Origin of the sequence: Snodgrassella sp. ESL0323, from assembly GCF_013346865.1 — a bacterium.
GTDB lineage: Bacteria > Pseudomonadota > Gammaproteobacteria > Burkholderiales > Neisseriaceae > Snodgrassella > Snodgrassella alvi.
Window position 1 is genome coordinate 23,963 of the sequence record NZ_JAAEDT010000012.1, and the last position, 21,748, is coordinate 45,710.

Sequence of the window (21,748 nt, forward strand, 5' to 3'; positions counted from 1 at the left end):
GCTTTTTTATACCTTATCGTACCTTTCTACTTTGAGCGAACAACAAAGGTAATTGGCCAAGGCATGGACAGCCTTCGGGATGTCTATAACAAGCTTAAAACAACGGTAGAGAACAGGTTGAGCGTGCGGCAGGATACTTGACCAGAAGGGTACTGAAAAGGTTGCGATTGCGCTGAGTAATGATAAGGATGATGACGAACCAAGTATGTGACAAAATTGAAACAAAATAAATTTTAACGTATTGACTTATAATTTAGTTAAAGCGTTTAATTTCTTTATCAATACTGGCAGTTTTAAGTATATCAGCAGTAACTGCTACCGCTGCTGATCAAAAGCATTCTAGTGTAACTAGTATGTTGAGTAGTAAGAAACAGAATCAAAAATAAGATAATGAAGGATTGCTGCGTTTATCAGTAAGTCAGCTTAAACGGTGCAGCCAGCAACATAATCGTTGTACTGAAGGCCTTATTCCTAATATAGGGTTTCATCAGTGTTATGCAGCCTATACGTATTGTCTTGGCCCTGATAGTGGAGGTATTTTTGACTTACCTGGCGGGGCGGCGAATCATGATTGGTAATGGATATGGACAAATCAGAGTTTTCTCATGAGCAACTAGTTGAGATTAACCAGAGAGCTAATGAATTAGGTAAGGCTCTTGATCAATTTGCTCTAGATTTACGACATAAATATCATTTTTACCCTGATCTAACTGTTCATGCATGTGGAACAGCTTTAGGTAATATGATTAACATAAATATGCTTGTCTATCATCTGTGTCCTGAATTAGCACCACCATATTTACATGGTACTGATTATTCCGTTGTTGTTGAAAGGATCAAACAAGAAAAACAAGAGTTTGATAATGAGATAGCGCGATATGAACAGAAATAAGTTGCAAAATCTTTGTGAAATTAAAAAAAGCCCCAAACGGGGCTTTTTTGTTTAGCTTACAGTCTATGACTTAATCGCGCTTCAGCATATACCATAAAATTTAATAGCTCGCTTATGATACAGACAGCTTGTAATTGTCCTAGCGCCCCTGTTTCAAGCCACGTTTTATCTTCTGCCAGAAAGAGCAGGCAGCGGCATAAGCACTATAACTAATACCTTGCACGCTAAATGCTTTAGCTTCCTGTTTTTGGTTAAATCTTAGCTGTATCCAGCGTATTTCGCGCTTACATTTTCTAAAATGAAATATCAATATTAAAATCAGTATTGGTATTGATTTGTTCAACTGCCGGAGCAATTACGAATTTTTAAAGGCTACTAATTTCTTTGTATTTGTCGCCAATAGCCTTGAATCAAGGCTGAAAAATCAATACTACACACCGGCAGAAGAGAAATGCAAACAAATCTGAATTATCCTATTTCGTTATATAAATCGGGATTTAAACGCGCATTCTGTGTCTGACACCAGTCCAGATGATCCTTATTTAAATGAAAAGCTTTTGCCTGAAATTCTTTCAAAGCTTCCTGCTGTTCTATCTTGCGAGTATATGAGCGTACAAAACGGCGTACTTCATTGGATGTTTCCAGAATCAGACCGGGTACAGACTGTGGCTTACCGGTGGCAGAATCAATGGCGACCATGGTGAAATAACTGGAATTACTATGACGAATTTCTCCGGTAACCAGATTTTCCGCTTCTACACGAATACCAATCATCATGGATGATTTACCTACATAATTGACCCGAGCTTTAATTGAGACCAAATCACCCACATAAATTGGCGTACGGAAATTAACAGTATTAATAGCTGCTGTTACCGTTACAGAACGTGAGTGTTTACAGGCACATGCATACGCGGCCTGATCCATTAAAGCCAGAATACGTCCGCCAAAAATAGTGTTGTTTGCGTTGGTATCTTCCGGATGCATCACAACAGATAACAGTACATCACTGTCAGTTGGTTTTTTATACAAAAATTCAGACATTACTTTGTCCTCAATAATACAGGTACAGCCAGATCCGGTTGAACCAATATGGTGATTTACATTAATAAAATCAATTCTAACATACAAGCAAATAGTTTTAATATTAATGATTTTGGGTAAAGAAAAAATGTTTGGTCAATAGAAATATTTTTATGGCAGATTGAAAAAGACCAAAAATGCATATCCTGAGCTTAACCAGCGTCGTGACAGTCATTGAGTTTGCGATAAGGTAAAAAATATATGTTAGAATTTGACCATAATACAAAATGTATTTATAGCCTGTTACAGGCTTGATTAAAACCTCATTAATAATCATTTTGCAAATCACGCCCGGCCAGAAACCCTACCTATGTATATGCCTGTTACGTGTACATTGTTAGGTTTTTTAGCAGGTGCGGTATCTGCAAAAAATTAGAATGGAAACACAATATGTTTAATAAACACATTAAAACCTTTCAATACGGCAATCAGACAGTTACTTTGGAAACTGGTGAAATTGCCCGTCAGGCAGCCGGTGCAGTAAAAATTTCCATGGGCGATACTGTGGTACTGGTAGCCGTTACAGCTGCTAAAGAAGTCAAACCTGGTCAGGATTTCTTTCCGTTGACTGTAGACTATCTGGAACGCACCTATGCAGCCGGTAAAATTCCGGGCGGATTTTTTAAGCGGGAAGGCAAACAGAGTGAAAAAGAAATCCTTACCAGCCGCCTGATTGACCGTCCGATTCGTCCTTTATTTCCGGAAGGTTTCTACAACGATATTCAGATAGTTGCCATGGTAGTTTCAGTTGATCCGGAAATTGATTCAGATATTCCGGCTATGCTAGGAGCTTCAGCTGCACTACTACTAACAGGTGTACCTTTTGCCGGTCCGATTGGTGCAGCCCGTGTCGGCTATGTCAATGGTGAATATGTTCTTAATCCGACAAAAAACCAGCTCGCTCAGTCACAACTGGATTTGGTTGTTGCCGGTACAGAAAAAGCCGTATTAATGGTGGAATCTGAAGCAGATGTACTGTCTGAAGAAACCATGCTGGGTGCAGTAGTATTCGGTCATGAACAGATGCAGGCAGCCATCCGTGCCATCAATGAATTTGCAGATGAAGTTAATCCGGAAATGTGGGACTGGCAGGCTCCTGTTGCTGATGAAAGCCTGATTGCCAAAGTACGTGAGCTGGCTGGTGCAACAATTGATGAAGCATTCAAAATCAAGCAAAAACAAGCCCGTACAGCAAAACTAGATGAAGCATGGTCTGCTGTTGAAGCGGCTTTGATTACCGAAGAAACTGATACCTTACTGGCTAACCAGATTCGCGGTATTTTCAAAGATCTGGAAAAAGAAGTAGTTCGTGGCCAGATTCTGGAAGGCCAGCCGCGTATTGACGGCCGTGATACCCGTACTGTTCGACCTATTAATATCCGGACCGGCGTATTACCGCGTACACATGGTTCTGCCTTGTTTACCCGTGGTGAAACTCAGTCACTGGCTACAGCAACACTGGGCACTCAGCGTGATGAACAGATTATCGATGCTCTGAGTGGTGAATATACTGACCGCTTTATGCTGCATTACAATTTTCCGCCATACTCAACCGGTGAAGTAGGCCGTATGGGTGCACCAAAACGCCGTGAAATCGGGCACGGCCGTCTGGCAAAACGCGCACTGCTGGCTGTATTGCCTGATGTTGAAGATTTCAGCTATACCATGCGTGTAGTATCTGAAATTACTGAATCCAATGGTTCTTCTTCCATGGCCAGCGTATGTGCTGGATGTCTGAGTTTGCTAAATGCTGGCGTTCCTCTGAAAAGCCATGTTGCCGGTATAGCCATGGGTTTAATTCTGGATGGCAATAAATTTGCTGTACTGACTGATATTCTGGGCGATGAAGACCACCTTGGTGATATGGACTTTAAAGTTGCCGGTACCACTACTGGTGTGACTGCTCTGCAAATGGATATCAAAATTCAGGGAATTACCAAGGAAATCATGCAGATTGCACTGGCTCAGGCGAAAGAAGCTCGTTTGAATATTCTCGGACAAATGCAGGAAGCAGTAAAAGGTCCGCAAGAATTATCTGCACATGCACCACGTTTATTTACTATGAAAATCCATCAGGACAAGATTCGTGATGTTATTGGTAAAGGTGGTGAAACTATCCGTGCATTAACTGCAGAAACCGGTACTGAAATTAATATTGCTGAAGATGGTACGATTACCATTGCTGCCAGCACCAGTGAAGCAGGAGAAGCGGCCAAACGCCGTATTGAAGAAATTACTGCTGAAGTAGAAGTGGGTAAAGTATACGAAGGCACAGTAATCAAGATTCTGGATAACAATGTTGGTGCTATCGTATCAGTTATGCCGGGTAAAGACGGCTTGGTACACATCAGCCAAATTTCACATGATCGTGTGAAAAATGTAAGCGATTACCTGCAAATTGGTCAGCAAGTTAAAGTAAAAGCACTGGAAATTGATGATCGCGGCCGTGTACGCCTGTCAATCAAAGCTTTGCTTGAAAAGGCACCGCAAGAACAAAAACCGGCTGAAAATTAATCATTAATATTGAGTATTCAAGACTGCCTTACATGTAAGGCAGTCTTTTTTTGTAGCAAAATAGAAATATTACATCATTTATAAGGGGTATAACCTATTATAAGAATAATAAGAAATTGCATCATTTAAAGCAGTTTTTTTGAAATCAGTTTTATAATTTGAAAATGTCTTAGATAAAAAATCAACAATGAGATGAGTAATTTCACGATGAATCTCACTTCTATTCCGACTGCCGCCATCCTTACAAATAATTCCTTCTCCTTCTTTTTCTTGATTCAATATATCAATTGCATTAGATTTACAAATTTGGATAAAACTAAAATGCATTGCATCTGGAATAATAATATAAGTTGAGGACGATTTTGGTAGAAATTCTTGTACATAACCCGATTCAAGTTGTGTATTTGTATCACCTATATCAACTCCTGCACCAATAATAAGAGATGGCATTTTGATTTTTTGTAAGCTTTCAATGGTAAACCCTCTTGTCAAACCAGCATCTAATGATACGAATGTTTTTATCCTGGGGTCTGACATATTCTTATTAAGCTCTGAATTTGCCAGACCAAGTTCAGATATCAAATGACAAGCTTTTAAATATGAATATTTATTACAATCTTTCTTAAATGACTCTGTATCAAATCTGGCTCCGGAAAGTGCAATTACTGACCAACCACCAAGCGAGTGGCCTATAGCGGAAATCTGATTTAAATTAATGATATTTGAGAATGTTTGATTTTCAGCCAGTGCATCAATAGTTTTACTTAAATCTTGTGGTCGTAACCATAATTTGGCTGACTGCTCAGTATTCTGATCAAATCCAGTTGTCCCCGGATGATTAGGAGCTGCAACAATATATCCCTTTGTAGCTAATGCATGTGCAAGCCAGCTTAAACTTCGCCAGCTCCCACCGTAACCATGTGAAAGTAAAATTAATGGCGATTTAGTACTCTTTATTTCCGGTACTGCATCAGCAATAACTTCAGAACCATCAAAAATAGCATTATCAGCTATAGTTATTAAATTTTGCTTATTATTAGTGGCATACCAAACAGCAATATCTAGTGGCCTTCCATCTTGTATATCATAGTGAATTCGCTTAAAACCAATATGTTCTGAAGCGTTGGAGATAAGTGGAAAAAGTAAAATAAATGAATTGATAAAGCAAAAAAGTAATTTAATCATAGCATCCCTCTTTAATAAGGGAGTGTTGTTATAATAATTTCAAATAATATAATAAGGAATAAATCAAAGCCATTATCAATAGCAGTAATCAATATTCCGTTATATAAATCAAATTCAAATCCGGAAATGAATATAAAATTTAATTATCAATGATTTCAGCGTTTACTTGTTTTTTATGATAAAGATAATCAGCTTTTCGGAAAACCATTCCGATTAACATCATAACAGTGGAAACTTATCAGCATTTCAAAATATTCAACAAGCTCAACAAGTAATACTGAATTTAATATGTACTAAAAACTATATCTGTTATAGATATGAGAGCTATACTGCTGTTTGCAAACAAATATTGTCAGAGCAATTTATGTAACGGAATCAAGGAAAATTGATTCAGTTATGATTTGCTGATTAAAAAATAGGCAGTTAAATTTAATTTATATATAACAAGAATATAAATTACTTATCCACAGTTTATGTGCAACACCATCCCAATAATCACAGGAATAATGTGTATTTATTCATCTTATCGTATACGCTGACAGATACGTGGATAAAGACTGGGAAAACAATATCAGGTATTATGATTGTGGATAAACTAAAATATATTTATTATATTGACAGGATTGAAGATTTACTTAAGTATATTTTATTTTATGATTTTCCGCCTTTAATATGGATAGTATCTAAAGCTGAAAAAATATCGAAGCAGATTTTGACAAGCACAAGTTGCGAAAATTTGATAGTTCATCAATATTGTATGGAACACAACATGTAAAAGTATAACCATACAGATGCTATTATTATTGCTGTGACAGAAGTTTCCGAACTAAGCTTCAAATCAGGCTTTATCAGAAGCAGGCTGACATTTAAATTTAAGCAAAAGGAATATCTTATAAAAGTCCCGAACTTTATTCTTGTCGCGAAATGGAAAAAAAGAAATCTGAAAAATATCTTTCAGCGTTACATGATTAAATATTCATAAAAATACCAAATAATTATTTCTCAGTATCAGCAGATAATAATATATTTCATAATCAAATATTTCTAATGATCCAATACGAACTCTTTTAAATTAATCACAATAGTCTATTTTCTGTTTTTCAGTGCCGGCTTTGTATTTTGAATTTAATTTTAGCGGTGACAGTGTACAGAAAATACAAAACAGCCATGTAGTAAATATGAGGAAAGTCTATAATGCTGGTTTTCATCGCATAGAGACAGAGAAATGCAGCATATCCACATCATTGGTATCGGCGGAACATTTATGGGAGGAATTGCCGCTATAGCCAAACAGGCAGGCTATCAAGTAACTGGTTGTGATGCCAAAATGTATCCGCCCATGAGTACACAGCTGGCTGATTTGGGCATTGATGTGGTGGAAGGATTTGAAGCAGCACAGCTGGACAGATATCCCGCTGATGTCTATGTAATTGGTAATGTTGCCCGTCGCGGCATGCCTGTCATTGAGGCCATCCTTAATCGTAACTTACCTTATACTTCCGGCCCGCAATGGCTGGCAGAAAATATCCTTCAACAACACTGGGTACTGGCAGTAGCCGGCACTCATGGTAAGACAACGACAGCCAGTATGCTGGCATGGGTGCTTGAAGATGCTGATCTGGCTCCCGGATTTCTGATTGGCGGGGTGCCGCAAAATTTTGCTGTATCAGCGCGCCTGCCTCAGGTACCACCGGCTGAGCAATCTACATCTGAACCAGAGTGCAGTCCGTTTTTTGTCATCGAGGCAGATGAGTATGACACAGCTTTTTTTGATAAACGCAGTAAGTTTGTCCACTATCGTCCGCGTACGGCAATTCTAAACAATCTGGAATATGATCATGCGGATATTTTTCCCAATCTCGCAGCAATTCAGACTCAGTTTCATCATTTGATTCGTACAATTCCCAGTGAAGGGCTGATTGTTGTTAATGAACAATCGGCTGCACTGGATGAAGTTTTACAGCAAGGCTGCTGGTCAGAAGTAGAAGGTTTTGGTCTGAATAAGGATTGGCAGATTGGTGAAATTTATGCAACCGGTGGCTTCGATGTACTCTATCAGCAACAAAAGGTGGGACATATAGAGTGGAAACTACTGGGGCAGCATAACCGCATGAATGCACTGGCAGTAATTGCTGCGGCACGTCATGCAGGTGTGTCAATCCGGCAATCTTGTGCAGCATTGTCTCGTTTTGAGAATGTTAAACGGCGCATGGAAGTCAAAGGTGTTGTTAACGATATTACGGTTTATGATGATTTTGCTCATCATCCGACAGCCATTGCCACAACTATTGCCGGTTTGCGTCAGAAAGTTGTTAATGCACGTATTCTGGCTGTGCTTGAACCACGCTCTAATACTATGAAGCTGGGTACCATGAAAGCTGCTTTACCTGCCAGTCTGGCGGAAGCTGATAAAGTATTCTGTTATGCCGGCGGGGTTGACTGGGATGTTGCGGCTGCACTAAGTCCGTTACAAGATAAAGTAGCAGTTTTTCAGGATATGCAGTCACTGGTTGAAGCTATCACTGCACAGGCAGAGCAGGGGGATCATATTCTGGTCATGAGTAATGGCGGCTTTGGTGGTATTCATCAGCAATTACTGACTCAGTTACAACACAAAGCAAATAATTAATTATTTTTGTACTGAATTCAAGTTAAAACAATAACCTCTGGTTCAGATTTTCTAAAGGCCGGAGCTATCTGTTATTTCAGGTACTCAGGCTTTTATTTTATGTGTGTTTTCAAACAGTGCAGTGTCAGAATAAATATAAAAAATAATGAAATTACATGGTTGATAGTACAACAGAAGCAGAGCGATACAATATTTCAGGAAGCCTCATAAACCGTAGCTTTTGCCATTTCAGTATGATTCATTTTTCCGTATGCATTCTGCCAGCTTTGTGCAGCTTCACGCTGGTCACAGTTTTTGGCTACTTTAATCTGGGTTGGATTCATTTCAGTATAAGTTAAATTCGCCAGATGCTGGCAGTCCAGCGTTTGCGAAATCAATGCCGCAGGAGCTGTAGCACGAGCTGGTACTGAATGAAAATTGCCCAGCAACAATAATAAAGCCATTAACCCATATATTTTTAATAATTTCATAATCCATTCCTTATTTAGAAAAATCTAATAAATTGTTTAATTTTTATTATATTAATTAGAAAAAAATAAATATTCAAGGAATTTATTTCTTAAATATTTAGTTACTTTTCATTTTTCTAAAAATGAAGTATAATAAAAACAAATTTATTGACGTTATTTCTAAGAAATTGCCGGAATTTGTGCATGCAAACATTTAAAGATCGTCTGGCTTCACTGTGGCCGGGTGAGCGCCAGTCTAAAATTGCTACAGACATTGATATGACTATGGCCGGTTTCAGCCGTATCTGGCATGAAGGCGGGTTACCCAAAGCAGAAACCCTGAAACGTATCAAAGAATTAAAAGGTTGCAGTATTGACTGGTTGCTGACCGGAGAGGGGGAGCCCTTTCCTGAACAGCAAACTCAGGCAGCACATGATACGCTGGGTAATCCGGTGAATACTGAAGATTTTGTTTATGTACCGCGTTATGCAATTGAAGCAGCTGCCGGACATGGTAGTTTAGTTGCTAATGAAAAACCGATGTTTACCATGGCGTTTCGCAAGGATTGGATAAATTCAATGATTAGCCCTGAAGTTAGTGGCTTGTCAGTGATTTCGGTCAAAGGCGATTCAATGGAAGGTGTACTCAATGACGGGGATACCATTCTGGTACAGCAAATGAATCATATACGCCGTGATGGTTTGTATGTACTGCGTATTAACGATAATCTGCTGGTTAAGCGTTTACAGCTGATGCCGGGTAATGTAGTGAATGTTATTTCTGCTAATGAAGCCTATCCGAGTTTTGAAATCCGGCTGGATAGTGAAAGTGATGATGTACAAATCATCGGTAAAGTATTGTGGTTTGGCCGTTATCTGTAATGTTCTGATAATAAAATTTCATACTGAAGAGCCAGTTTGATAATCCGGGTATTACTGCAGACACATTATTAACCGGTTAACTCATTTATTCTGGACATAAAAAACTGTCTGAATTCCAAAATTCAGACGGTTTTTTTTGCACGTAAAATTCAGCTTATGGTTTTAGCCTTTATAAGCACTGCCATCAGCCAGTAACCATTCAGGTTCAGCACCTTTATCAATTACATCCTGATTAACAACCACTTTTTTTACATCGTTTAAATCCGGCAAAGCATACATAGTATTGAGCAACGCTTTTTCTACAATTGAGCGTAGGCCGCGGGCACCAGTTTTGCGCGCCATGGCCAGCTTGGCAATTGCCCGTAATGCAGAGGGTTGTACTTGTAGCTCCACACCTTCCATCGCAAACAGAGCCTGAAACTGCTTAATTAATGCATTTTTAGGTTCGGTAAGGATATTAATCAGTGCATCTTCATCCAGCTCAGTGAGCGTTGCAATAACTGGCAGACGGCCGATCAGCTCGGGAATCAAACCGAATTTAATCAGGTCTTCCGGTTCTACCGTCTGAAACAGCTCGCTTACATTGGTATTTTCGTCTTTGCTGTGTACCGCAGCACCAAAGCCGATACCACCTTTTTCAGTACGCTGACGGATAACTTTTTCCAGTCCGGCAAATGCACCACCACAGATAAACAGAATATTAGTAGTGTCTACATTAATAAATTCCTGATTAGGATGTTTGCGTCCGCCCTGTGGCGGCACAGATGCAACAGTTCCTTCTATCAGTTTAAGTAAAGCCTGCTGAACACCCTCACCGGAAACATCACGGGTGATAGAGGGATTATCACTTTTGCGGGAGATTTTATCGATTTCATCAATGTATACAATGCCTTTTTGTGCTTTTTGTACATCAAAATCGCATTTACCCAATAATTTAGTGATAATCTGTTCCACATCCTCACCAACATAGCCGGCTTCGGTAAGTGTGGTGGCATCCGCCATTACAAACGGAACATCCAGTTTGCGCGCCAGAGTCTGAGCGAGCAGAGTTTTACCCGAACCGGTAGGTCCGATCAGCAGAATATTGGATTTAGACAGCTCTACCTGACCTTCTTCCTTACCCAGACGCAAGCGTTTGTAATGATTATATACCGCTACAGCCAGTGATTTTTTTGCTGTTTCCTGTCCGATTACATACTGGTCAAGATTAGCAACAATTTCTGCCGGAGTAGGCAGTTTTTCCTGCCCGTCTCCGTCAGCTGCCGGCATGCCATTCTCTGTAGAAGAAGCACCCGGATTATGTAGCATTTCATTGCATGTATCCACGCACTCATTACAGATTAATGCGTTTTCACCTTCAATTAAATTTTTAACTTCGTTTTCAGGTTTACCGCAAAACGAACAATAACGAATTTCTTTACTCATAAACAGGATTTCATCAAGAAAATAGAGCTTATATTGAATGCCGGACCAAATACATAAGTGATATCGTATCGGATTCAGCCAAAAAACGAGTATATAGTTTTATCAGGCTGATATCAAACTGAATGCTAGTGTGGTTTTAATCACTGAAGAAATCAGTTTGATAATGAAAATCTGATTAAAATATCGTTTATAAACACCTTTTTTAGCCAAATATAATAAGAAAATACCGGACGTAAGCAAATTTGTCTTATAATTAGATTGAGAAACAATATTTTTATTGAATAATTGGACGTTAAAAACTTCTTTCAAACACAGATAATAATTATGTCTGTGTCTCTTTGCGTCCAGTATGAAGTAGTATTCTCTTGAGAAATAAATTACCCTGATTCAGGGTCAAAAAGGAAGTTATCATGTCATGTTTATCACGTCTGCGTCGCTGGCAGTGGGTAAGCCTGTTAAGCAGCAGTCTGTTTTTTGCAGTACCTGCTGTGGCCGGAGATATAGATGTTCTTGGTCAGTTTATCGAACAAAAGCAGGCAGGTGGTCAGTCTGACACACTCAGTACATTTATCAGCAACCATCCTGACGCCAGTCTAGAAACCCGTGCACAGGTTGCCGGTCCTTTATTGAGCTCACAATCGGCACTGATTATGAATAATCAGACCGGTGAAATTCTTTACCAAAAAAATATCAATCAGGTACGTTCAATTGCATCCATTTCTAAGCTGGTTTCAGCAATGGTAGTGCTGGATGCCAATCAGAACATGAATGATCAGATTACCATCACAGATGCTGAAATTGACCGGCTGAAAAACTCAACCAGCCGTCTGTCTGTTGGTACAGTAATGACCCGGCGTGAGCTGTTGCATATTGGTTTAATGAGTAGTGAAAACCGGGCAATCCATGCTCTGGCACGTACTTATCCGGGCGGTATGCCGGCATTTGTAGAAGCCATGAATAATAAGGCGGCTGAGTTGGGAATGACTAATTCACGTTTTTACGAACCAACCGGGCTTGATCCGCGCAATCAGTCCACTGCACGGGATTTGGCTTTACTGGTGCGTGGTGCCAGCCAGTATCCGCTTATCAGACAATACTCAACAGACAATTCCGGTTCGGTATACACCAGTAATGGCAGAGTAGAGCAATATCACAACTCCAATGCACTGGTACGCGAAGGTTTATGGCCGATCGCGCTGCAAAAAACCGGATATATTCGTGAAGCAGGTCGGTCTATGGTGCTGCTGACCAGCGTGCAGAACCAGCCGGTAACCATTGTTTTACTGAACTCTCCCAGTTCAACAACCCGCGTAAGCGATGCCCGCGCTTTACGTTCATGGGCGATGCAGCAATCCTTATAAACCATATATCTGTTATCAAAGAGCCCCGTTAGCGATAACGGGGTTTTTTATCAATAAATCTATCCATTTATATCGTAATGTAACTGTCAAAGCAGTTAATGAACATGATAGAAAGCCAGACATAACGAATTAACATCAGCAACTGAAAGTAATTTAACAGATATGATTAATAGCGTTTTATAAATGAGTCAGTTGATTCGTCTGCATCTTTTGTTTGTAAAATAATGAGCAAGGCATAGTTTCCGAGAATAGTACTGAGTAAAAAGCTTAATCATCAGTGTAAAATATTGGTTCTGAGACTGATAAATATTCCTGAGGTATGAATGAATGGATGTCACCGGTTGATAAACAAGACTCGGTCGTAGCAAAATAGAAATGTAATACCATAATATTGGAAATCGAATAAATATTGACTTATCTCATAAGGGACAAATAGAGGTGTTATCTTTAAACAGAGAAAGATACTGACATGGCAATATTAATTACAGGTGCTTCTGTAGGATTTGGCGCAGAAATGTGTCGTGTGCTGGTTCATGCCGGTTACCATGTTATTGGTGCCGCACGGCGGTTGGATAAGCTGCAAGATTTACAGACAGAACTGGGTGCACAGTTTTTACCATTACAAATGGATGTAGCCGATAAAAGCAGTGTAGATAATGCATTAGCCTCCTTACAGGGTACTTGGGCGGATATTGATTTACTTGTGAACAATGCCGGGCTGGCGCTGGGCATGGAGCCGGCTCAGGAAGCAAACTTTGCTGACTGGGAAACCATGATTCATACCAATGTTCTGGGTTTAACTTATGTCACCCGGCAAATATTGCCACGTATGGTAGCTAAAAATAGCGGCTATATCATTAATCTGGGTTCTACTGCTGGCTCATGGCCATATAAAGGTGGCAATGTTTACGGTGCTACCAAAGCTTTTGTACGCCAGTTCAGCCTGAATTTGCGAACTGACCTGGCTGGTACACGCATACGAGTTACCAATATTGCCCCCGGTTTATGCGGTGATACTGAATTTTCCAATGTACGCTTTCGCGGCGATGATAAACAGGCTGCTGCCGTATATGAAAATATCAGCTATCTGCAACCGGCAGATATTGCCAACACCATATTATGGCTGTATCAGACTCCGGTACATATGAATGTTAACCATATTGAAATTATGCCGGTATCACAAACCTTCGCCGGTCTGAATGTAACCCGTGATTTGGCTTGAGGTTTGAGTCATGACGGATAAACTTGCATGGTCGACAAGAACCACTGAGAAAACGCGCATATTGGCTCAATGTGAAGCACAAGGTGTAACCATTACTCAGTTGCGCGCACAGGTTTTGGATATCGTGCTGAGCATGAGCGGAGTGATTAAAGCTTATCAGGTTTTGGCTCATATGCAGCAAAGTAGTCACAACACAATTGCCCCACCGACAGCGTACAGAGCACTGGATTTTTGGACAGAACAAGGTATTCTGCACAAAATTCCGGCGATTAATGGCTATATATTATGTCGGCATGCTCAGCATGATTGTGGTGAACAATGCCAGCCGGATCATATTCATCACAGTGATTTTGTGCTGGTATGTAATCAGTGCGGAGCAGTGGATGAACAAAGTATGAGCCCGGAATGGGTAGCTTTACGACAGAGGGTAGCTGATAGCGGATTTATACTTAATGATGAACATATTGTTTTGACTGGTATGTGTAGCCAGTGTCGTACTCAAAATGAAAACTTTAAATAAGTTATCCTGTCAGTTTTGGATTCTTAAAACGGTTGAAACCATTCCTTTATCTTTTATGCATAAGAAACGCCGAATTATTCGTGAAAAAATGGTTAATTAAACAACATTATTACCTATACATTCTCAAGGAACTAAGTGAAGTTACCTATCCGGATGGCGTTTTATAATGTTGAATGAAAACTATATGCACTAAATTTTATTGTTATAGCAAATATCCTACTAACGGAATAAATTGTGTCCAAACAGTAATAAAGAAAAACAAATATAGATTACATTAGATTGTTGCGTCTGACATTATTTCCATTATTTATTGTATGACATGCTATCCTGTAATAATTAAATAGGATTGAAAGCGATATTGTCATATCCGATTATAAGCCAGCATTTAAAATAAATGTTAAATAAAGTTTTTTTATGATAAATAAAATTAGAAAATTTGATCTAGAGTAAAGTATCTAATTTTAATATCTGTATTATGAAGTCTGTCTTTGAACTTTTAGAATTTAATTCTTAAAAGATTATAACTATTATTTGATCTGATTCTAAGCAAACGCTGAACTACGGTAGCTAACAGGGAATATAGATTAATAAATAACAGTTAATATTTTACCAATTAAGTTATTGGAAGCAGAATGAATACATTGACATTTCCTATTATCTTTATGCTGGTTTGTATCTATATTGAAGCAATATTATTGAAATGGATTAAAAAGCAGAATATTAATTGGCTTGATATTATCTTCAATTTAAATTCTGGGCATATTGTTTTGTGGTTATTCAGAGGCCTGGAAATTTTATGTTATGCCTATGTTTATCAAAATTGTAGTTTAAATTTATTTTCTTCAACCCCAGTCTTTTATATATGGATATTTGCCGTCTTTGCCTGGGATTTTTGTTTTTACTGGCAGCATCGTTTATTACATACTTTTCGTTTGTTATATGCTGTTCATTTAATTCATCATCAGGGTGAAAATTTTAATCTATCCTTGGCGGTCAGAAATTCCTGGTACTCTTCTTTACTGTCTGCTGTGTTTAATGTTGGTTTAGCTTTTCTCGGATTACCTACCGAAATCTTCTTAGCAGTTTCTATGATACATTATTCTATCCAGTTTTTTAATCATAATGATTTCACACCCCGACTAGGCTTTTTAGAGAAAATTTTTGTCACGCCCAATCATCATCGTGTGCATCATATTAATGACAGATATTATTCTAATCGCAATTTTGGTGGTTCATTTATTATATGGGATAAATTATTTGGTAGCTATGCGGAAATGCCGGAAGGTACGGTTAATTATGGTTCTCCGGGTGTGAAAACATTTAATCCGTTATTGGCCAGTAATTTTCCTTTTATGCAAATATTTAAAATTCGTTTTCAACCTTCTTCGTTTCCTAACAAATTTGTTATTTCAAATTTACTCATGACTTTAGGTTCAACAGCATTGTTTATTTTAGCTATTAGTTATATCTATACATATGGGTACGGTCTGAACGATATTAGTTTAACTCAATATATATTATTTGCTTATCTGGCTGGTGGAACAATTTTTCTGGGCGCGATGTCCGAAGGTCGCCCGTGGGGAATAATAGGCTGGATAATATTAACTATAACTATGCCTTTGTTATTTTTGTATGGATTTCAATGGCATCAGACCTACTGGCAAATTACTATGGCACTGCTGAGCATACATGGCATCATTATTTTCATTAACTGGATAAGAGTGTATCGAAAATCTTTGCCTGTAATCGAACCTTAAAGCCGAGTACGGATAAAATATGAGATCTGAATTAAGAGAACTTGAATACAATTCGCAACAGGATAAAAGTTTAAAAAAAGCTCTTAATGATGCTTTGCAAGAATATCTGACTACACATCAAGATCATCGCTATGCTGACAGGGGTATGAAGTTCAAGTTGGCAATACTTTGTCTGTTTTGTGCTGCAAGCTATATTACGGCATTACATCAAAGCTCAGTAATTTGGTTTTCATTATTTTATTTTTGCTATATTACCTTTGCGCTGCTGCTGGCTATTAATGTAGTACATGATGCTTCGCATAATGTTTTTTTCCGTTCCGGACGAGCAAATAAATGGTTAAATTGTCTTATTACCATTCCCCTGGGTATTGATCCAGACTGTTGGCGTGTTCGTCATGTTATTCAACATCATCCTTACACTAATGTTGAATACTACGATTTAGATATTGATTATAACGGAGTGTTGCGACAAACTCCGTTTCAGGTACATTATTGGTTTATGCGCTATCAGCATTATTATTGGCCAATAGTAGCAGCAATGACATTTCCGGCAATTGTCTGGTGTTTTGACTGGCAGGACAGATTAGGTCTTAAGTTCAATGTTAAAAAATTTACTAGCCAGGGCTGGAATGGATGGATGGTATTTTTACTAGCTAAATGGGTACATATTTTACTGGCGTTCATTTTGCCGGCTTGGGTATGTCCACAATTCAATTTTAGCTGGATTGTACTGGTTTATTGTTTAAGTCAAATGTGTTCTTCTTTGATATTTGTCATATTGATTTTAGGTAGCCATTGGGCTAAAGCTACTTTCTATCAGGCGCCGGAAAATGGATATTTTATGCATGGACGTTTGCAGCATGCTTTTAACACAACGCTCAATTGGCATCTAAAATATGGCTGGCTTGAATATTGGCTGGGCGGATTGAATTTGCACTTAACCCATCATTTATATCCCGGTGTTAGCCACCGGCATTATCATAAGCTGACTCCTATTGTGGCGGATATAGCACAGCAATTCAATATTTCGTATCAGGCTTTATCTTTAATCGGTCTGTTTAAATCCCAACAGGAATTTCTAAAGAAAATGGGAAGCAATTATCGAGAAAATTAGTCGTAATATTTGCTGTTATCCGTGCTAATCAAAGTAAAATAAATCCGCATCTGCCAACGCTTACAAAATTAAGACCAAAATTCAGATAATCTTGTTGAAACGAGAATAATTTGCCAGACGGCTATGTTACGGTTATAAAGAGCATAGCTGAGGATAAAAATTCGGGAGTAACTGATGCAGAATGTAAAAGTAGCTATAGTGCAAATGGTATCTGGTACTCAGGTAGCAGAGAATGTGCGCACAATGCAACGACTGGTGCAACAGGCAGCTGCTGAGGGTGCGGAGTGGGTAGTATTACCTGAATACTGGCCGATAATGGGTAAAGACGAAACAGATAAAGTAGCTATAGCTGAGGTTTTTGGAGATGGGCAATTGCAAACAGCTTTGAAAACTCTTGCTGCTGAACTGGGGATCATATTATTTGGTGGTACCATACCTTTACAAAGTACGGATAAAACCAAAATATTTAATACCATGCTGGTGTACGGATGCTCAGGAGAATTGCTGGGTTTCTACCATAAAATGCATTTGTTTGGTTACACTGGTGCCAATGAGTCTTACGCAGAAGCCGATACAATACTGCGAGGCATGGATGTACCGGAGCTGAGAATTGATAATATCGCAGTGGCACAGGGTATTTGTTACGATTTACGTTTTCCTGAATTTTTCCGTGCCCAGCTTCCGTTTGAAGTACTCGTGTTACCGGCAGCATTCACTTATACCACGGGTAAGGCACACTGGAACACATTATTAACTGCCAGAGCAATTGAAAATCAGTGTTATGTGCTGGCGTCTGCACAGGGTGGGCAGCATCAGAATGGCCGCCGTACATATGGCCACAGTATGATTATTAATCCATGGGGAGAAATCCTTGCTTCTTTGCCAGAAGGAGAGGGGGTTATTTGTGCAGAGCTGGATACTGAATTTCTGCAATCAGTACGAACTAAGCTACCGGCACTACAGCATCGACTGTTGTAAATATGTTTTTTTAAGTTAGTATTTTTTGAACCAGCCTGAATTTAATCCATATTTAAGCCCAATATTTGGACATAATGTCTGAATAATGGGCTTAATAGTTTCAAAAATGGTACATTCACAATCATTTCTTGTCCAAAAATGCGATTCATGGCATGATTATTGATTAAAGTTTGAATTAAGAAGTAAGGGGCAGTAGCGATGAGTGGCGGAACAAAGAAAAAGTCGCATTCTCAGTGGAGCTCGCGGATGGGGTTTATGCTCGCCGCAGCAGGTTCAGCAGTTGGTTTGGGTAATATCTGGAAATTTCCCTATATGGCCGGTCAGATGGGCGGTTCTGCATTTGTGCTTACCTACCTGATTTGCATGTTTGTGATTGGTTTGCCTATTCTGGTGGCTGAGTGGCTGATTGGCCGTCGCGGGCAGAAAAATCCGATTCATACCATGGAAGATGTAGCTGCTGATGAAGGACAATCTAAATCATGGCGCTGGGTAGGTATTATCGGTGTACTTGGTTCATTCCTGATTCTTTCTTTTTACAGTGTTATTGGCGGGTGGGCTGCTGATTACATTTTTCTTGCCGGTACTGGTACTTTTAAAGGTTTAAATGGCGAAGGAACCGGTCAGGTCTTCCAGCAATTTCTTGGTAGTGTAAGCCATTTACTTACATGGCATACCGTCTTCATGTTTGCTACCGCCTTGATTGTAGCCATGGGTGTAGGTGCCGGTTTGGAACGTTCTTGTAAAGTGATGATGCCGGGGCTGGGTCTTTTATTAATTGGTCTGGTGGTTTATGCGGCTGTTGTCAGCGGACCTTCATTTGGTAAGGCTTTTGCTTTCCTATTTACTCCTAACTGGTCTGCTATTACCGGTAAGGCAGTACTGGCGGCATTGGGGCATGCATTTTTCAGCCTGTCTCTGGGCATGGGTATTATGATGGCTTACGGTTCCTATCTGGGTAAAGATGTGAATCTGATTTCTACAGCACGTACTGTAGTTATTCTGGACGTTATTGTTGCCATGTTATCCGGTATGGCCATTTTCCCGCTGGTATTTGCCAATGGTCTGCAACCGGGCGAAGGTCCGGGTCTGATTTTTGTTACCTTACCTATCGCTTTCGGCAATATGGCCGGTGGTACTATTATTGGTGTTGTATTCTTTATTTTCCTGACTTTCGCCGCCCTGACTTCCTCAATTTCATTGCTGGAGCCGACAGTTGAGTTACTGGAAGAAAAAACTCATTTGGGACGTAAATCAGCGACTTTAGTAAGTAGTTTGTTTATCTGGGCATTGGGTATTGCCTGCCTGCTGTCTTTTAATGAGTGGCAGGATATTACAATTTTCGGTAAAAATATATTTGATTCTCTCGATTATCTGACCAGTAAGCTTATGTTACCATTAACCGGTCTTGGCACCATTGTATTTGCCGGCTGGATAATGAATCAGGAAAGAATTCGTCAGGAGCTGAATTTAGGCCAGGCTGTATTTGCTTGTTGGAAAGTGCTATGCCGTTATGTTATTCCGATAGCTGTAATAGCAATTCTGATTTATGGATTTATGTAATCAATATATAGTTAATATTCTCATATCTGAGTAACAAAAAATCCCGGAATTATCCGGGATTTTCTTTTATGGATTCACTAATTACTATAGAAAATGCTTGAAAACAGATATAGATATTTAATAAATATTTGGATTTACATCAAATATCTGCAATTGTTACTATGCTTTAATCTGGTTTAAATCCATTCTGGATAAATAACATAAGATAGTTCAGTTAATAACAGATTTTCTGAAATTTTAGTTTCTTAGTTCAATTTAATCTGTTACATGCTAACGCCGGCTTTGCGTGCGATGGCCAGGCCATCTTCTACACTCATATATTGAGCCGGCTGGATACAATCGCGCAAAACAATTTCTCCCTGGCTGAACATCACCAGTTCATTAACCGCCAGTTGTTGCCACTGCTCATTACAGGTAAGCGGTAATGTGGCAATTACTGCTACACGATCATGTGGTGTAGTAACCGCGGAAAAATCAATAGCCACGTCTTCATCTGCCAGAACAGCCTTACCAAAAGGCGCCTGCCGGATAATATAAAAAAGCAGGGTACTGGCATGGGCAATTAACCAGTCACCATTCGAAAGCATATAATTAAATAAACCATACTGACGCAGCTCAGCAGTAATTTCTGCTATAGCATTAAATAAAACTTCTCGCGAAGGCTTGTGACGAAAGTGCTGGCGTAGCTGCTCAAGCAGATAGCAAAAAGCCTGTTCTGAATCCGTAGAGCCTACTGGGTTGAAATATTCACCTTCAGAAGGATTAAAACGGCGCAAATTGCCATTATGTGCAAACACCCAGTATTCTCCCCATAACTCGCGTACAAACGGATGTGTATTTACTAAATGCACTTGTCCCTGAGTAGCTTTGCGAATATGGGCTATTACATTTTCCGATTTGATTTTATATTGCTGCACCAAATCTGCGACAGGTGAGCTGGCACAAGGCTTATCATCCTGAAGCAGGCGCACTCCGTGCCCCTCGAAAAAAGCAATGCCGAAACCATCTGCATGGCTGTCAGTGAGACCTCCCCGCAAACGAAAACCTTCAAAAGAAAAGACAATATCAGTAGGGGTATTGCAATCCATGCCTAACAACTGGCACATGTATTATTTCTCCATAGATAAATCAACAATGTAATTTTTCATATTTCACCAAATAAAGATTATATATCGTGATTGTATTAATTCCTGCTTTATAAATATAAATCCTTTTGCAAAACGCTAACTATAGTGATATCAGCCTTAATGCTATCAGGGAAATAAGCTAATGCATACAAATAATTCTTAGAAAGATATATATTGTTATGTTGAAGCTATTTAAGAAAAGCAGATAAAAAATAAAGATGGTAATAGTTATTAAATGTGGATGAAAAAATAATTTTAAATGAATGCTGTGATTTGAAAATTATTAGGTTTAGAGGTTTTTTGATATTATTTATTTAGTATATAAATGATTAGGATTTATTAAATTTTATAAATTAATTTTCTATTATTGATAGATAAATTATAACTTAAAATTAAGTAATTACTTAATTTTATGCTAATATTTAACTAAGATTAATTGTTGTTAATTTTTATTGTATAATTACATTCAAGTTATCTATTGGTTTATTTTATAAGAGAATATTTAATGATTTCCTGCGAAATGAATTATAATAATGTAAGTAAAGATGGTAAATATATTAAATTAATATGTAAAAATGTAGGAGAATTTGATGTATTTTCAGGTGCTTCTCCAATGACAAATATTGCAGAATGTGCTTTTAAAATAAATGCAGCTCTGCCACCTGGAAATTATTGGATTGTGGATAGACCTTTTGGTAGTATTTATGGCGAGGCAATAGCATTATACAAAGATTGGGAAAATGGAACAAATCATAGGGAATGGTTTGGATTATATAATGATATTACAATGAGTGACTCTTTATTTGTCAATGGCGTTGAAAGAGGGGGATTTAGATTGCATCCATTACGTCCGGATGGTTCAGGCGTGTCATGGGGATGTATAACTTTTCGAAATATTTCTGATTTCCAAGAGCTAAGAAGCGCCCTTCTTACTACACAAAAAATGAGGATAAAAAATAAAATCTTGGCCTATGGAAACGTTATAGTTACAGGGAGTACTGATTATGCCAAGTGTAAAGAGTAAATTAGTATTTTTTATTATTTTATTTA

General features: G+C 38.7%; 17 protein-coding genes and 1 pseudogene. 12 read left to right on the forward strand and 6 right to left on the reverse strand.

The genetic code is table 11. The annotated features are described in order from the left end of the window. Window positions 1–577: 577 nt before the first annotated feature. Window positions 578–892 carry a hypothetical protein gene (locus GY065_RS03255; protein ID WP_041879136.1) on the forward strand — a complete coding sequence of 105 codons (315 nt, stop codon included), beginning with the start codon at window positions 578–580 and terminating at the stop codon, window positions 890–892. Between the two features lie 293 nt (window positions 893–1,185). On the opposite strand, the pseudogene GY065_RS13535 reads toward GY065_RS03255, so the two are convergent. Together GY065_RS13535 and GY065_RS03260 are read right to left on the reverse strand one after the other, a co-directional pair. Further along, window positions 1,186–1,254: pseudogene (locus tag GY065_RS13535) on the reverse strand (hypothetical protein); the annotation flags it as partial. Window positions 1,255–1,360: 106 nt separating this feature from the next. Then, entirely contained in the window at window positions 1,361–1,936 is a 576-nt protein-coding gene (locus GY065_RS03260) for an acyl-CoA thioesterase (protein WP_041879139.1), read from the reverse strand. Between the two features lie 429 nt (window positions 1,937–2,365). Here GY065_RS03260 and pnp point away from each other — a divergent pair, with 429 nt between their 5' ends. Further along, window positions 2,366–4,489, forward strand: coding sequence for a polyribonucleotide nucleotidyltransferase (gene pnp, locus GY065_RS03265; protein ID WP_174833059.1), 2,124 nt, complete (start codon window positions 2,366–2,368; stop codon window positions 4,487–4,489). Between the two features lie 78 nt (window positions 4,490–4,567). Here pnp and GY065_RS03270 read toward each other — a convergent pair whose 3' ends face one another. Further along, a complete protein-coding gene (locus tag GY065_RS03270; RefSeq protein ID WP_174833060.1) occupies window positions 4,568–5,674 on the reverse strand; it encodes a prolyl oligopeptidase family serine peptidase in 1,107 nt (368 codons plus the stop codon). Window positions 5,675–6,899: 1,225 nt separating this feature from the next. Between GY065_RS03270 and mpl the strand changes: the two genes are divergently transcribed. Next, window positions 6,900–8,303 (forward strand): UDP-N-acetylmuramate:L-alanyl-gamma-D-glutamyl-meso-diaminopimelate ligase, encoded by a 1,404-nt coding sequence (gene mpl / locus GY065_RS03275; RefSeq protein WP_174833061.1) that lies wholly within the window; start codon window positions 6,900–6,902, stop codon window positions 8,301–8,303. A gap of 194 nt (window positions 8,304–8,497) precedes the next feature. Here mpl and GY065_RS03280 read toward each other — a convergent pair whose 3' ends face one another. After that, entirely contained in the window at window positions 8,498–8,773 is a 276-nt protein-coding gene (locus GY065_RS03280) for a hypothetical protein (protein ID WP_025330303.1), read from the reverse strand. A 183-nt stretch (window positions 8,774–8,956) separates the two neighbouring features. Between GY065_RS03280 and GY065_RS03285 the strand changes: the two genes are divergently transcribed. Further along, complete coding sequence (locus tag GY065_RS03285) at window positions 8,957–9,634, forward strand: helix-turn-helix transcriptional regulator (protein WP_025330304.1); 678 nt, start codon at window positions 8,957–8,959, stop codon at window positions 9,632–9,634. 162 nt (window positions 9,635–9,796) lie between these two features. Here the strand turns inward: GY065_RS03285 and clpX are convergent, their stop codons facing one another. Next, window positions 9,797–11,059, reverse strand: a complete 1,263-nt coding sequence (gene clpX / locus GY065_RS03290; RefSeq protein WP_025330305.1) for an ATP-dependent Clp protease ATP-binding subunit ClpX — start codon at window positions 11,057–11,059, stop codon at window positions 9,797–9,799. 410 nt (window positions 11,060–11,469) lie between these two features. Between clpX and GY065_RS03295 the strand changes: the two genes are divergently transcribed. From GY065_RS03295 to GY065_RS03325, 7 genes are all read left to right on the forward strand, one after another. After that, complete coding sequence (locus tag GY065_RS03295) at window positions 11,470–12,420, forward strand: D-alanyl-D-alanine carboxypeptidase family protein (protein WP_025330307.1); 951 nt, start codon at window positions 11,470–11,472, stop codon at window positions 12,418–12,420. Window positions 12,421–12,889: 469 nt separating this feature from the next. Then, entirely contained in the window at window positions 12,890–13,642 is a 753-nt protein-coding gene (locus tag GY065_RS03300) for an SDR family oxidoreductase (RefSeq protein ID WP_174833062.1), read from the forward strand. A gap of 10 nt (window positions 13,643–13,652) precedes the next feature. After that, window positions 13,653–14,162: a Fur family transcriptional regulator gene (locus GY065_RS03305; RefSeq protein ID WP_174829938.1), complete on the forward strand. Its 510-nt coding sequence runs from the start codon at window positions 13,653–13,655 to the stop codon at window positions 14,160–14,162. A gap of 662 nt (window positions 14,163–14,824) precedes the next feature. Next, entirely contained in the window at window positions 14,825–15,919 is a 1,095-nt protein-coding gene (locus GY065_RS03310; RefSeq protein ID WP_244621484.1) for a sterol desaturase family protein, read from the forward strand. A gap of 19 nt (window positions 15,920–15,938) precedes the next feature. Further along, window positions 15,939–17,033 carry an acyl-CoA desaturase gene (locus GY065_RS03315; protein WP_174829940.1) on the forward strand — a complete coding sequence of 365 codons (1,095 nt, stop codon included), beginning with the start codon at window positions 15,939–15,941 and terminating at the stop codon, window positions 17,031–17,033. A 174-nt stretch (window positions 17,034–17,207) separates the two neighbouring features. Further along, on the forward strand, window positions 17,208–18,011 hold the full coding sequence (locus GY065_RS03320; protein ID WP_174833063.1) for a carbon-nitrogen hydrolase family protein: 804 nt from the start codon (window positions 17,208–17,210) through the stop codon (window positions 18,009–18,011). Between the two features lie 198 nt (window positions 18,012–18,209). Further along, complete coding sequence (locus GY065_RS03325) at window positions 18,210–19,571, forward strand: sodium-dependent transporter (RefSeq protein ID WP_041879162.1); 1,362 nt, start codon at window positions 18,210–18,212, stop codon at window positions 19,569–19,571. 263 nt (window positions 19,572–19,834) lie between these two features. Here GY065_RS03325 and GY065_RS03330 read toward each other — a convergent pair whose 3' ends face one another. Next, window positions 19,835–20,677, reverse strand: a complete 843-nt coding sequence (locus GY065_RS03330; protein ID WP_174833064.1) for a class II glutamine amidotransferase — start codon at window positions 20,675–20,677, stop codon at window positions 19,835–19,837. 541 nt (window positions 20,678–21,218) lie between these two features. On the opposite strand from GY065_RS03330, the gene GY065_RS03335 reads away from it, so the two are divergent. After that, window positions 21,219–21,722 (forward strand): DUF2778 domain-containing protein, encoded by a 504-nt coding sequence (locus GY065_RS03335; protein ID WP_202984030.1) that lies wholly within the window; start codon window positions 21,219–21,221, stop codon window positions 21,720–21,722. Window positions 21,723–21,748: the final 26 nt, after the last annotated feature.